Genomic DNA, 14,768 nt, shown 5'->3' with positions numbered 1-14,768 from the left:
GATCTGCCATGGCGATGGCCGTCAGCCCGGAAGTGGCGAAGCTGTTCCAGGTGCTCACCGGCGAGGAGTGGCCGGACGCCGACGAGGACCAGCTGCGCGCACTCGCGGCCGAGTGGGCGGCCGCCGCGCAGGACCTGGGGCAGCTGGCCGTGGGCCTGCGCGGTGCCGTGGCGGCGATCCGGGCCAACTTCGCCGGTGAGGCGGAACGGGCCTTCGCGGAACGCGTCGCCCCGTTCATCGAGGGCGACAACCTCATCGACGTGGCCGCGCAGCTGTTCAACGACCTGGCCAAGACGTTGCTCGACCTCGCGCTCGACGTCGAGTACATGAAGCTGGTCATCATCCTGTCGCTGATCGCGCTCATCGCCGAGATAGCGTGGGCGATCGCCATGTCCCCGTTCACCGGGGGCGCCACGATGGCGTGGCTCGCGGCCCGGTTCGCCATCGTCCGATTCATGATCCAGAACCTGCTCCGCCGGATCATCCTGCAGGTCCTGCAGATCGCGGTGTTCAGCATCGCCTTCCAGCTGCTGATCGACGCCGCGGCCCAGACCATCCAGTTCGCCATGGGCACCCGGCACGAGTGGAACACCAAGCACACCGCCAACGCGGCCGGTGTCGGTGCCATGGGTGCCGCGCTGGCGCTGCCGGTCGGCGGGCTGGGCCAGCTCGTCAGCGGAGGCCTCGGCAAGATCGTCACCAACGCGTTCGCCAAGAGCACCATCAAGAACATCACCGAGATCGGCACCGAGGCCCTCCACGAGCTGCTGACCGAGGCGCTCTACAAGTACGCCACGGAGGGCGAGTTCGAGCTGAACCCTTACGCGGCCACGGCAGGCGCCGCGTCCGGTGGCGCCGAGGTGGCCGGTAGTGCCATCGGCGACCAGCTGTTCGACAACAAGGGCCAGGACGGCGGCGGTGGCGGCAACGACCGAAGCGGCCCGTCGGACAACCCCCCGAACAACCCCGTCGACAGCGCTACTGGCGGCTCGCCCGGCGGCTCGCCCGGAGGTTCGTCCGGCGGTCCGTCGGGTGGTCCGTCGGGTGGTCCGTCGGGTGGTCCGTCGGGTGGTCCGTCGGGTGGGCCGAACAACGGGCCGGTCGGCGGTCCCAACGGCGGGCCGGACGGGAGTCCGAACGGTGGCCAGTCCGGTGCCGACGACGGTGCGGGCAACAGCGGCCGGACCGACAGGGGCCCGGACGGCGTCACCAACGGCCACTCCGGCGGCAACCAGCCGACGGACCGCACCGTAACGGGCCCTGGCGGCACCGAGCCGGGCCCGTCCGCGGACAACACCACCCCGAACACCGTCCCACCACCGGTGACGTCGAACCCGGGGAACGCGCCGATCCCACCGCAGGCGGACCCGCGGAGTCCGGGAACGTCGTCATCGGGCGACGGGCAGTCGGTGCCGGTTGCGCAGCAGCCGGGTGGTCAGGTTCCGCCTGCGACGCAGGGCCCCGCTGGGGTGACGTCGCCGGGCGATGGTCAGTCCGCGCCGGTGGCGCAGGACCCGACTGGAGCGACGCCGCTGCCGGGCGACGGCCCGGCGCCGCAGGGTTCGCCGCAGCCCGTCGTGCCTGGTTCGGGTTTGCCGGACGGTGGTCAGGTGCCGCCGGTCACGCAGGACCGGACCGGGGCGACGCCGCTGCCGGGCGACGGTCAGGTCACGCAGCCGCCGGTGGTCGACGGACCGGGGACGTCGCCCTCGGGCGACCGGCAGCCCGTCGTGCCCGGTTCGGGTTTGGCGGACGGCGGGCAGGTCCCACCCGGCACGCAGGACCCGAACATCCGGGGCACGGAGACGCGGCCGCCGAACAACGACCAGACATCGCCGCCCACGCAACAGCCGCCCACGCAACAGCCGCCCACGCAGGGGCCGGGCACAAACCACGAGCCCGCGCCAGTCGCGCAGCAGGCGAACCCCCAGGGGCAGGACACGACCTTCGGGCCGCCACCGCTCACGCAGCAGGACCCGACCGCGACGGGGACCGGGCAGCCGCAGCCCGCCGCGAACCAGCCCGGCACGGGCCACGCCCAACCGGCGAACACCCAGTCACCCAGTACCTCCCAGCCGCCGAACACGACGCAACTCCCGCCGGGGACACCGCAGTCGGTGCCCCCCGTTGCGCAACCGTCGTCGAGCACGGCGGGGACGACCAGTGGGACACCGGTGCTTCCCGTCGCGCAACCGTCGCCGAACACACCGCCGACGACCAGTGGGACACCGAACACGGCGCCGCCCAGCACACAACCGGCGCAGTCCAGCGCCACGAGCAGCGGGACGCCGCAGTCGGCGCTGCCCATCACACGACCTGCGCAGTCCGGCGGCACACAGAAGCCGGCGCCGCCCAGCACACAACCCGCGCGGTCCACCGGCACGACGCCGAACACCCGCACGCCCGAGATGACGAGCGCCTCGCAGGAGGCCGAGTTCCCGAACCCGCCTGCCGCGCCGCCACGCGTTGCCACGTCGGGGGAGGCCGCCGCGGCGCTCGGCGGGGTCACGCAGGAACGCTCCCAGTCCGTCCCCGACAGCTACCAGCTGTCCCAGAACCCCGAGCACACCGTCGCCCCGCCGAGCATCGTGACGATGGCCGACTCCGGTGGTACGCGGGACTACTCGGTCCCGCCGCCGACCCCGACGCACGGTGTCCCCCCGGCGCCGGCGTGGACGCCGATCGCGCCCACGGACGCGGACGCGTCCGCGCTCTACACCGAGTTCGTGCACTCGACGTTCCACCACCCGACGTTCGGGAACCTGCCCCTGCCGACCCGGCATCCCGAGGACGGGTGCTACTACCGTGCGCACAAGTGGACGGAGGCGTTGCAGGCCAAGGGCATCGACGTCCGGAAGGTGTTCGTCGGGCGTGGACTCCCGCCGCTGAAGACGATGTCGAGCAACGCGCTCGGCGCCACCACGGGCAACCCGAGACCGGTCGTCTGGGGTTACCACGTGGCCCCGGTGATCGCGATCCAGTCACCCGACGGCGGTTCGCCGAGGCACGTGGTGCTCGACCCCGCCATGGGCAAGGGCGTGCTGGACCTGCGGAGATGGCTCGAGCTGGCCGGTGTCGAGCACGGCTTCGCCGACCAGGACCTGAACAACCCGAAGCCGTACCGGCACCCCCTGGGCGCGCACAAACTCGTCCCCGGCGAGCCGCGGGTGCTGATCACCGATCCGTTCGCGATGACGCCGCCCTGGCTGAACGTGACCGGTGACGGTGATGTGCGCGGCCCGGCTTCGATGGCCGCCGCCGACCAGCTCGCCCGGACGGTCGAGAACCGGATGGCCGGGTACACCCTCGAGGCGTCGGAACGCCAGGATTTCCGGGACTGGGTGGACGCGCTGCCCAGCACGGAGAACGCCTGGTTCAACCTGGCGAACAACCAGCTGCAGGGCGACGACCTGGCCGACGTCCAGGACTGGTTCCGCGACCTCAGCCCGGGGGCGAAGGCGGACTTCGCGGGCAAGCTGGGGGACCTGCCCACGCAGGCGCTGAACGACATCCCGTCGGTGCGGGAGGACATCGAGGCGATGCGGTCCCATCTCGACGGTCTGTCACCGGAACGCCGGGACATGGCCAAGGACGCGGCGTCGTACGTCGTCGACAAGGTCCACGGCGACCTGCCCGGCGGTCACCTGCGCGAACCGTTGCTGGACGTCGTCAAGGACCTGGTCGCGTACACGTACGACACCGAGAACCTCGACACGGCCGTCGACCAGGCGGAGAGCCTCGCCAGGAACTTCGGCTCGCCCGACTGGTGGTACAACCACGGCGGCGACCCGGTGGGAACGGCGTTCGACTCGATCCGTGACACCATCGGCACGCCGCCGCCCAGCCCGAGCACGTCCGGCGAGAGTGCCACCACGGACGCGGATGCCGCGACCCCGGTCCCGCCTGCCGGTGCCTCGAATCCGGCGAGCGCCCCCGGCATCGGCCGGACGCTGGAACTGCGTGAGCTGCTGGGCATGGCGGGGGACGAGCCTGCGTTCCCCCATCCACCGGCGGCGCCACCGCCCGCGGCGCCGCCGTTGCCCGGCTCGACACCGCACGGGACGCCGGCGGAGACCACCGAGACCGGATCGGCGGACAAGCCGGAGCGGTCCTTCGGTTCGGAGCCGGAGGCGAGTTTCACCTTCACACCGGACGGCACGCGGCTGGGCGACGAGCAGCGGGGCACGCTGGACTCACTGGCCGACGTGCTCACCAACGCGGCGGAGACCCGGCGCCAGGACGGGTACCTGCCGCCCCCGGTGACGGTGTCGGGCGAGGGCGCGCAGGTGATCGTGGACGCGCTCGCGGACCACGGCATCGACGCGAAGGCGGAGCCGGGTCGCGCCGACGGTGCGGACGTGCACGTCGACTGGAGCCTGACGCGGGCGAACCAGGACCCGGCCGAGCAGGTCCTGGGCGACGAGTCGTGGCGGCACAGCACCGCAGAGAACGCCCAGTGGTTCGACCCGAAGGCCGGCCACGTCCCGCCCCAGGTGGTCGAGAACGTGGCAAGCTCCCAGCCGGTCGTGGGTCAGGTGCGCGGCGAGCAGGGCGGGCTGCGGACGGACGGTTCGGTGTGGCGCGGGCCGATCGGCTACGACATCCGCCGGTTCGACGTGGCACACGTGGTACCCGGCCCGGACGGCACACCGGTGCGGGTGACGGTGCCGGTGGAACACCACACCACGAAGCTGCACCTCGACCCCGGCAACACCGGCGTCGACGTCGACGCGCTGCGCGAGCGGGTGCGGTCCGGTGTGGACGAGATGTACAACCAGGGCTACCGGACGGCGGGTGGCCGCCAGTTCCACGTGTCTGTGGAGTTCACCGACAACCCCGCCGAGGCACACGGGGTGATCAGGGTCGGCGTGCCGCGAAGCTCGATGAACCAGCTGAACTGGTCGGCCGACGCCTCCGCGCGGGAGCTCGGCCACGAGGTCGGCCACTTCCAGGGCATGCACGACGAGTACCTCGGCACCGGGGAGGTCAAGCCGGTCTTCAACCACCAGGACGGCAAGGGCCACGTCACGGCGGACAAGGGCCCGATGACCGCGCTCTTCGAGGACGCCGGTGCGACGTTCAAGCCACGCAACATGTGGCTCGTCGAGAACCGCATGAACGCGCTCGAATCCACCGCCGGGCTGCCCGCCCCGCCCGGCGAGTTTCCCGACCCGCCGAGGGCACCCGGCGAAGAGGCGGCACACGCCGCGGTCGACGCCGCGCGCAGGCGGCTGGACGCGGCGGAGGGCCAGCTCGCTCACGCGACCGGGGCAACCGTGCCGGACCCGCGCGCGATCGCCGCCGCGGAGAACCGGGTGGCCGCCGCGACATCCGCGCTGGAAGCCGCCAACGATCGCCTGTCGTCGCTGGAATACCACGGCTGGCTCAACGACGCGTTCGGCGACGCGGAGTCACTGCACGACACGGACGATGCCGCGAGCCTGGCCGAGCAGCCGTCCCCGCCCGCACCACACCGCGGCCTCACGGACGTTCTGCCGCGCGAGGACTGGTACCGGCTCTACCTCGACCCGGCGCACTTCGACCTGGCCGAGGCGTTGTTCCCGCACGATCCCGGTTCGTTCTACGACCATGACGAGTCCCCGGGCTTCCAGGCGAGCATGGAGGCGGCCTACGAACGGTTCCTCGACCCGGAGAAGTTCCCGGAACAGCGGTTGAACGCCGACGTGTACGAACAGATGCACGATGTCGTCAACTCCTCGTTGAAGGACAAGACCAACTGGACCGCCCAGGACTACGAGGCGACGACGTTCCCGTTGCGGGCCGAGAATCCCAGCCCGGACGTGCTGACCGAGACGGTCGCCGGGCGACCGCTGCTGGTCGAGGGCGGTGACTATCTCGTCGGGGGCAACGCGGTCGCGTTCATCGACCGGACCGGCAACCGGCCGTACATCACGACGAACTACGAGTTCAAGGACGTCAAGGGACTCGTCGACGCGGTGTTCGACCAGTTCTACGACGACATGGCGAACGCGCGCACGGACGCCGACCGGTTCAAGGCCATCGGCCGCGCGGTGCGCACCGTGCACATCGTCCATCCGTTCAACGACACGAACCGCCGGCTGAACGTGCATCTGTTGCTGCCGCGGTTGTTGCTGGAATCCGGCTTCCAGCCGGTGGCGTTCAAGGACATGGACCAGTTGTTCCAGGGCGGGCGGTCGCTCGACCAGATCGCCGACGCGCTGGCACGCGGTCAGGGCATGGACCTGACCGGCCGGATCCGGGGCACGGACACGGCCAGCATCGCCTCCACGGACGAGACACGGCCGGCCGGCGGGCATCGCGAACTGGAGTTTCCCCCGCAGACGCCGCAGAAGCAGAAGAAGCCGGTGGTGGCCTGGGCGGCCGCGGAGGTGATAACCGGACGGCACCTGCCGCCTCCTCCCGTCGGCGACCCCGGCCGGGTGGTGTTCGACGACATCGTGGACGCGGTCGCGCTCCAGTACCAGAGCTACGGCCATTTCCACGCGGACCAGCTGGCGAGCAGACTCGCCGCCCGGCCGGAGGCCGTCGGCACGTCGGATCCGGGGCCGTGGACCTACCGGGTGAAGCGTGCGCTGGCGGTGGTGGACGCGCTGAGTGCCGACGGCAAGGCGGCCCACACCGCGGCGGCGGACGAGGTCGCGGAGATCGTCAAGCGGCGGCACCGGCTTCCGGAGGACCGGAACCCGGGGAACTCGATGTTCGGCGAGATCATGGCGGTGGTCGGACTCCGGCACCTGTCCGGGGGACACGACAGCGCGGACGCGTTGGCACAGCGTCTCGCGGACCAGTTGGGCACCGGCCATCCTCCGGACGAGACGGGGGAGGGGCGACGGTCCGGCACCGGTTCGCCATCGCCATCGCCATCGCCATGGTCATCGCCGGCTCCCGCGCCACCGGCACCGGAGCCCAGGGCGGGCACGCCGGAGCCGTCACCGGAGTTCACGACCGACGTGCCCGTCATCGAGGTGACCCCGGCGCGGGATGTTCCGGTGATCGAGGTGACGCCCGCGCTCGACGTTCCGGTGATCGAGGTGACCCCGGCGCAGGACGTTCCGGTCATCGAGGTGACGCCCGCGGAGGAGGCGTTTCCGAACCCGCCCGCGGCGCCGAAGCGGGTCGAGTTCGCCGTGCCGGAGGAGATCGAGATGGGGCCGGTGCCCACGCCGCCCGCGTCCCCGGAAACGGTCGTGCCGACCGGCGGCACCGAGCAGCAGGAAACCGGCCGGGACCTCACCACCGGCCAGGAGAACCCGGCCGGCGACCCGTCCGTCCGGCACAACCCGTTCGCGGACCGGATCACGGCCGCGACCGAGGCGGTCGACGGCGCCGCCCAGGCACGTGACGACATCGCGTCCACCCTCGGCCCCATCAAGGTCGACAACACCAAGGCCCAGCGCCACGTCGCGACGATCGAGCAGTCCACAGCAGACACGCGGGGCGCCGTGATCGCGACGGAACACGCGTTCGGCCCCAACCCCGACCGGATCGGCCAGGCACAGCGGAACCTCACCGCGGCGGCCGAGGGCCTCGCAACCGCCCGCGAGGACCTCGACGCGGCAAGGAACCGGCACGAGGAAGCTGCCGACAAGCTGGCCGAGGCCAGGGAGAACAACACGGACGACGGCATTCGCCGCTGGGCCAGGATCGAGCGGGAACGGGCCCGCGACGTCGGCACCGCGGAGAACGACGTCGCGCGGGCCGACATCGCCCATCACCAGGCGGTGCGGGACCTCGACCACGCCCGCGCCACCGAGATCGCCATGACGGCCGCCCGCGACGCACACGACAGGGCGACGACCGCGCTCGAGACCGCGAACAACGCAGTCACCACGATCACCACCGCCTACGACACGACCCAGGCAGCCCTCAACGACGCCAACAGGGCAGCCAGTGCGGCGAACACGGTGCGGAGCGACCTCCACGACGCCGTGCGGCGGGCCAACACCGCCGACACCACGGTCGCCCGGCTCACCGGCCGGATCGAGGAAACCAACAAGACGATCACCACGCTCACCGGCAGGCGCGACGACCTCGTCCGGCAACGGAACGAGGTCGACGCGCAACCGGTGACCGACGAGAACCGGCAGGACCTCGAAGCCCAGCGGACCGGCCTGAACACGCGGATCGACGAACTGGACACCCGGATCCGCGCGCAGGAGCTGGTGGCCGGCCGCCTCGCCACCGACGCCCGGACCGCCGGGGAGCAGTACGACGAAGCGGTCCGCGCGATCAACACCGACCTCGAACGGATCGACGGCCACGTCCGCGACGCGCGAAACGCCGGGACCGCCGCGAACACCGGCCGCGAGGAAGCGAAGAACGCGGTGGCGGCCGCCGAGGCGGCCATCGCCGTCGCCGAGGACGCGGCCAAGCAGGGCAAGGTGGAACGCGGCCTCACGATGCTGTCGTTCCTGCCGCACAACTCCGAGTTGCACATCGAGACGCTCGGTGACCGCGACCAGCTGATCGACGGGCTCGCCGGCGCGTCCGGCCTGCCGCGCCGCGACGTCGCGGACCAGGTCGACGCCATGAGCGACGAGCAGGTCACGAACGCCATCAACAGCGGCACCTTCGGCCTCACCACACCGAGCGGCGGCCCGGTCGACGTGACCGTCCACGTCGACCTCCACCGCCCGGCCGACACCAGGACCGCGTCCCGGCACCGGCAGCCGGCCGCGATCAAGGCCGAGTCAGCCAGGGAGAGCAGCGTCCCGGTGACCGAGGCGACATCGAGCACGGTGCCGATCCGCATCCCGCTGCTGTTCATCTCGCCCCTGGACCTGGCGGGGACGGTGATGCGGCCGATCGCCTACGTCGGGGTCACCGGCAAACGTGCCCAGAAGTTCGAGTCGTCGACGACCGCGAGCGGCTCGACCTCCACCGAGTGGACCGCGCACGTGCCGACCAGGCTCTCGCTGACCCTGTCGGGGCCCGGCAACACCGACCCGGTGGCCAGCTCGATCGACGCCGGACTGCGGCTACCGGACATCACCCGCGTCTACCCGGTTCAGGTGCCGCTGCCGAACAACGACTACGACGGCGTGCGCACCGCACCCGCGGTCGTGCCGCCCGCGTTCCGCGACCTGCTCGGCAACTCGCCGGACAGCGCGAAGACGCTGGGCGAGCTGTTGCTCACCCAGGACACGCGGCCGAAGACCGTCACGGTCGACGGCACCGACATCGTCGTCACGCCCGCGGGCCCCGCCCGGATCACCCTCGCAGGCACCACGTCGTCCACCACCTCGCACGGCAGCAGCCACGGCAGCAGCTGGCAGACCACCCGTGGCAGTGACGCCACCTTCGGGTTCGGCCTCTACGGCGGGCCCAAGAGCTGGTACGTGGGCGGGTTCGCCGACTTCAGCACCGGCCTCACCGCCGCGAGCACGCCCGGCGTGGACGACTCGATCACACAGTCGCGCACCGGCACCGACCTGGTCTACCAGGTGGACCGCCCGATGCGGGCCGACCAGGGCGGCACCAACGCGCAGGACACGGTGTCCGGCATGGTGAAGGTGCCGGTGTCGCAGGCCCGCGACCTCGGTCTGCCGCTGCCGCCGCACCTGTCGGGCAGCACACCTGGCCCGGCGGGCCAGCGGTACGTCTTCGGCCGCGACGACATCACCTCGGTCGACATCGACGCGGTCGAGAACTTCGTCGCGGGCGCGTTCACGGACACGCCGACGGGGCTCAGCGACACCGGCCGCAATGCGATCGCCGCCCTGTTCGGCTCGCAGGACACCGCCCGCGACACCGTCTTCGACGCGCTGCACGGCGGTGCGCAGGCCGTCTGGACCAAGGGCGGCAAGACCCACATCGTCGACATCCACGCCGTTCCCGTGCCGCCGGCCCGCACCGCGCCGTCCGGCCAGACCGACACCAGCACCGAGGACGCGCACACCGACAAGGTCGGCCGCACCACCAGCTCGGTGCGGACCGCGCGAGCCGGCGTCGGCGGGGCCTACCTCCCGGTCGGCACCGACAGCCCCAACCCGAACGCGCCGAAGACCACGCCCGAGGGTGGCAACCCGAACCCGTACCAGGGCGGCCCGACCGCGGCCACCGCCGCGCCGCGCGCGTCCCTCGCGCTCAACGGGGAGGTCGGCATCGCCAACAAGTCCGGGTACTCCGGCAAGGACGGCCGTGCCGCCAGGTACGCGGGCGAGATGCGCGACTACGACGGCTCTGTCCACTTCGTCGTCGTCCACCGGACGACACCGGCGCCCAACTGGGCCCAGCGGTTCTTCCTCGGCGACCGGTTGCTGTTCGGGCCGAGCGTCGACAGCAGGCTTTCCGGCCCGGCGAAGTCCGACGTGGAGCAGGCGCTGGCCGGGAACAACAGCCACGAGGACATCCGCACCGGCGTCGTCGCCGACGCGATCAAGGTGACCACGCCCGCCGACAAGCTCGGCTGGGCGACGAAACCGTTGCCGCCGAGCACGATGACACCGGGCGTCTACCTCGGCACGCCGCCCCCGAACCCGAACCCGGCGATCGACCCGGGGTTGTTCGGCGAGTACACCAACATCGAGCACGTGCGGATCAGCCCGAACGTCACCGAGGGCGTGGAGATCGCGCTGGCCAAGCGCATCGCACCGGCCGCGGGTGCGCCGCAGGGGACCGGGCAACCGGCTCCGGTGACGCGCAGGCCGCCGAAGGGCAGTGGCAACTGGTCGGCGTGGGGGCAGAGCGACGTCACCGACACCAGGAACAACCCGGACGGGAGCCGGCACGTCACCGGCTACACCTACAAGCGCTCCGACCTGACCCGCCCCGGCACCACGCCGGGCAGCGCGGTGCGCGACTTCGTCGGCAGGGTGGGCAGCCACGGCACGGCAGGTCAGGGGTTCGGCGGCAAGCCGAACTCCACCGGGAAGATGCTCAGGGAAGGCAGGCTGTCCGACTTCAACGGCACGCTGACGGGCAAGGCCGAGTACTCGGCACCGCGGCTCGTGGAGGTCCGGCCGGAGAGCACGCTCAAACGCAACCAGGCGGGCGACCAGGTCGCGGGCAGCACCAGGTCGTGGGGCGTCGGCCTCGACGGCGAGGTGAGCGGCGGCGTCATTCCCAGGCGGGACAACGGAACCGGCGCGCTCATCGTCGGTGTGGTCGGCGGTGGCGGGAAGTACGGCCGCAGCGACGCGCTCGAACTCACCAGCGGTGGCAGGCAGACCTTCGAGTACACGGGCCCGACCGCCTTCGTGGCCATGGACGTGCGGTACCGGTACTCGGCGGACATGAACCTGCGCACCATGTTCCACCGGAGCGACTTCGCCGACGTGCCGGTGACCGTCGACGAGCCGGACGGGGTGCTGGTGGAGATGCCGGTGGCGCACGCCATCGACATGTTCACACAGCTCGGTCTTCCGGTGCCGCCCGAGCTGTCCGCGCTGCGGCCGGCGGCGAAGGCACCGGTCAGCGACCCGGCGCACACCCTGCTGACAGGCGACGGGTACGCGTCCTACAGCGACACGTCGGTGTTGGAGGCGCGGCTGACCGGCTCACTCGACGAAATCGGCGACCGGCTGACCGAGCTGGGCGTGACGGACAAGGAGTGGCGCGCCGAGGTCACCAGACAGGTCGACCTGCTGCTGAACAGCCCGGCCGGGCACGTGTGGCTGCGCGACCCGCTGACCGGCGAGCAGGGCCACGGCGGCCTGATCTCGGTGCCGGACCCGGGACCGGCGTTCGAGGACGTCGTGGACATCCGGGTCAGGACCGAGCTCGCGGCCGACGTGCGACCGCAGCCCACGATCGAGAAGCTGGTGCCGGGCAAGCAGTCCACCGCCGACTACGTGACGGTGTCCAGGATGGACCAGGAAGCCACGACCTGGTCGCTGTCCGGCGCGGTCAACGTGGGCGTGCGCCGCGCCGAGGTCCCGGCGACGCCGCCCGGGCAACCGGACGCGAACGGCGTGGTCCAGCAGGCGCCGCCGAACGCGGGCGCTTCGAGCGGGTCGTTCACACCGCAGGTCGTGGGCGGCGCCCGGAGCTGGAAGACCGAGTCCGTCATGGACGGCAGCGGCAGCACCAAACAGACCACACAGGTCGAGACGGACAAGGTCGGCCGCGACACCCGTCAGGTCGTCCACACTCTCGAGATCACCCGGCGCCGCGGCCCGATGCCGGCGATCGACACGGTGGGCCTGGGCATCCCGAAGCACCTCAACTGGGACAAACTGGGTCCGGCGGCCCCGCAGGCCGGTCCGGGCGCGACGGCCACCGGCCAGGACAGCGGCAACCCCGGGCCGCGCCCCCGGCCGGTCACGCTCCGCGGTGAGATCGACCTGGTGTCACCGAGTGCGCAGGCATCACCGCCGCTGCTGCGGCCGGCCCGCGCGCCCGAGTTCGAGGTGGTGGCCGGGCCGCCGCCGAACAACACACCGCTGTTCGGCGCGGGCGACGGGTGGCGGGTCGAGTCGATCGGCGCAGACACGGTCAACGCGATCCACGACGCCGCGTACGCGCAGTTGTCCGGCGACCAGCCGACGCGGCCACGGCCCTCGGCACGGGACATGGCCGACTCCGCGCTCGTCCGGTCCGAGTACACCAGGCCGGGCAGCAACTCGGAGTACATCCTGCACAACGCCGTCAAGGGCACGACCGTGCACAACGTGTCGAACTACGTGTTCAGCGGCGGCAGCCACGAGGTGGGCAGGATCCTCGGCAGCAAGCACCCGTTCTACGACGCGCTGTTCGACTACCGGCTGACCGGCCACCTCCACGGCAACCTGACGTTCGACAAGGCGCTGCCGCCCGACACGACGATGAACCTCGGCAAGGACAACGAGACCGCGACCCCGAAGGGCACCACCAGGACGGTCAGCACCAGCTTCGGCCCGGCGGTGACGACGAGCGGGGCCAACACCCACAACGCGGCCGGGCCCGCACCGACGAACGCCGTCTTCGGCCCGCCCGCGTCGGAGTCGATCGGCAACGACAAGGTGACCGCCACCTCGTCGAAGACCGGGACGGCCGAGGGCCGCAAGTACGAGGGCCGGTCGTACCTGTTCGTCGTGGGCCGGGCCGACTTCTACTCGAACGTCGAGCGGCACGGTTCCAACTGGACGCACCGGCCGCTGACCGCGATCAAGGACGCGTTCGGTGGGCGGGCGCACCGGCCGGACAGCACGGTGAAGATCAGCTCGTTCGCGGACATGAAGGTCCGGGTGTGGGAGAACACGGCGCTGGACAAGGGTCTGCTCGCCATCGGCGACGTGTGGCGGCACGGCGGCAGGCTGCCGGACAACGCGCCGTACACGGTGACGCCCGGCACGCACGGCGCGACCATTCACCCAGCCGGGCACCCCGCGCCGGCCGCGGGCCCGCCGGTGTCCGGACCGCGTGGCCGCACCCTGCACATCGCACCGGGGGTCTCCCGGCCGGACGTGACGGCGTTCATCGGCTCGCTGCCGTCGGACATGCGTCCCGCCACCTTCACGGTCGCCCCGGGCAGCCCGTTCACGGCGACGGACATCCAGGTCGCCGTGCGCGACCTCCCGGAACCGACGGCCCCGGAACCCGCAGGCACGACCACGACGGCGACCGGAGCGGCGGAGACGCGGACACCGGCGACGGACGTCGGGAATCGGCCACTGGTCCCGGGTGACAAGGGCAAGAAACCGGTGCGCCCGCCAACGGACGCGATCGGCATGCGGCCGCCGTCGGCACCGGAAAACGCCGGGGCGCCGGTGGCGGACGCGCGTCAGCCGCGTGGCGACACCGGCACGTTCGGCGGGCGCGCCGGCGTCGGTGACGAGTCGCCCGGCGACCACCCGCCGGTGCCCGGGAGGGCGCCGGAGGCCAGGCCCGGCAAGCGATCCCGCGACGCCTTCGAGGCCGACGACGGTCCGGTCACCACGCCTGGACCGCAGGAGGTCCGGCCCGTGCCGGAGCGGCTGGTCGAACCCGCGCCCGAGGACACCGCGGCGCTGCTCGACGTCGTCACGCCGGGCCGGAAGTTCACCGACCCGGCGACCTTCGCCGGTCTGATCAACCCGTCCCGGTACGGGGCGGGCCGGGACGTCAACTGCGTGGACGCCGCGCTCGCCTTCCACGCGACCTACCACGGTGAGCCGCGCGTCGCCGGCAGCGCGCCCGGTGGCCTCCGCAGCGGCGCCTCCGCCGCGGGGGAGGAACTGGGGTACGCGCCGGAGCTCTTCAGCCGAGGGGCCGCGGGCCTTCGCGAGGTGATCGCCCGGGTGGAACGAGCGGGTCACGGCGCGGACGCGCTCGTGTTCGGCTTCCCGCGCGACGGCGCGGGACACGCGTGGAACCTGGTGAACCACAACGGCTCCGTGTTCCTCGTGGACGCCCAGGGCGGCACGGTCACCCCGGCCACGCCGGACGCGCTGCCGTGGCTGGACCGGGTGTACGCGATCCCGCTCGACGCCGACGGGAACTACGTCGCGGGGGCCGAGTCCGAGCCCACCCCGCCGGCCGGTTCTGATCCGTACGAGGTGGCCGGGTACGAGCGCGCCGTGGCGGAGCACCGGATGCGCGCGGCCGCGGCGGCGGGCGAGGAGATCCCGGTGCCGGGTACGGACGGGCGCCTGGTCCCGTCGCTCGGTGGGCTGCGGCTGGTCGGCGCGCTGGTCACCGCGTCGGTCGCCGCCGAACTGGCCACCATGAGCGGCCGGGACGTGATCGCGTTGGTGATCGGCCCGGACGCGGTGGACGACGAGGACGACGGCGAACCGGTCGTCGCGCCGGAGGTGCTGCGCTTCCCGCCGCGCGGCCGCCCGCAGCCGGTCGGCGGGCAGTGAACT

At 72.2% G+C, this 14,768-nt stretch carries 1 protein-coding gene; it reads left to right on the top strand.

Going from position 1 to position 14,768, the window contains the following annotated elements; genetic code table 11:
- Positions 1-8: 8 nt before the first annotated feature.
- Complete coding sequence (locus ACFPCV_RS03720; protein WP_417281548.1) at positions 9-14,765, top strand: WXG100-like domain-containing protein; 14,757 nt, start codon at positions 9-11, stop codon at positions 14,763-14,765.
- Positions 14,766-14,768: the final 3 nt, after the last annotated feature.

This window comes from Actinophytocola glycyrrhizae, from assembly GCF_042653545.1.
GTDB classification, from domain to species: domain Bacteria; phylum Actinomycetota; class Actinomycetes; order Mycobacteriales; family Pseudonocardiaceae; genus Actinophytocola; species Actinophytocola glycyrrhizae.
The sequence above is the reverse complement of the archived record's forward strand: the minus strand, read 5'-3'. Positions and strand labels throughout refer to the sequence as shown.

Excerpts from the sequence above, each read along its gene's own strand:
- ACFPCV_RS03720 (WP_417281548.1), top strand. The coding sequence starts at position 9 with ATGGCGATGGCCGTCAGCCCGGAAGTGGCGAAGCTGTTCCAGGTGCTC.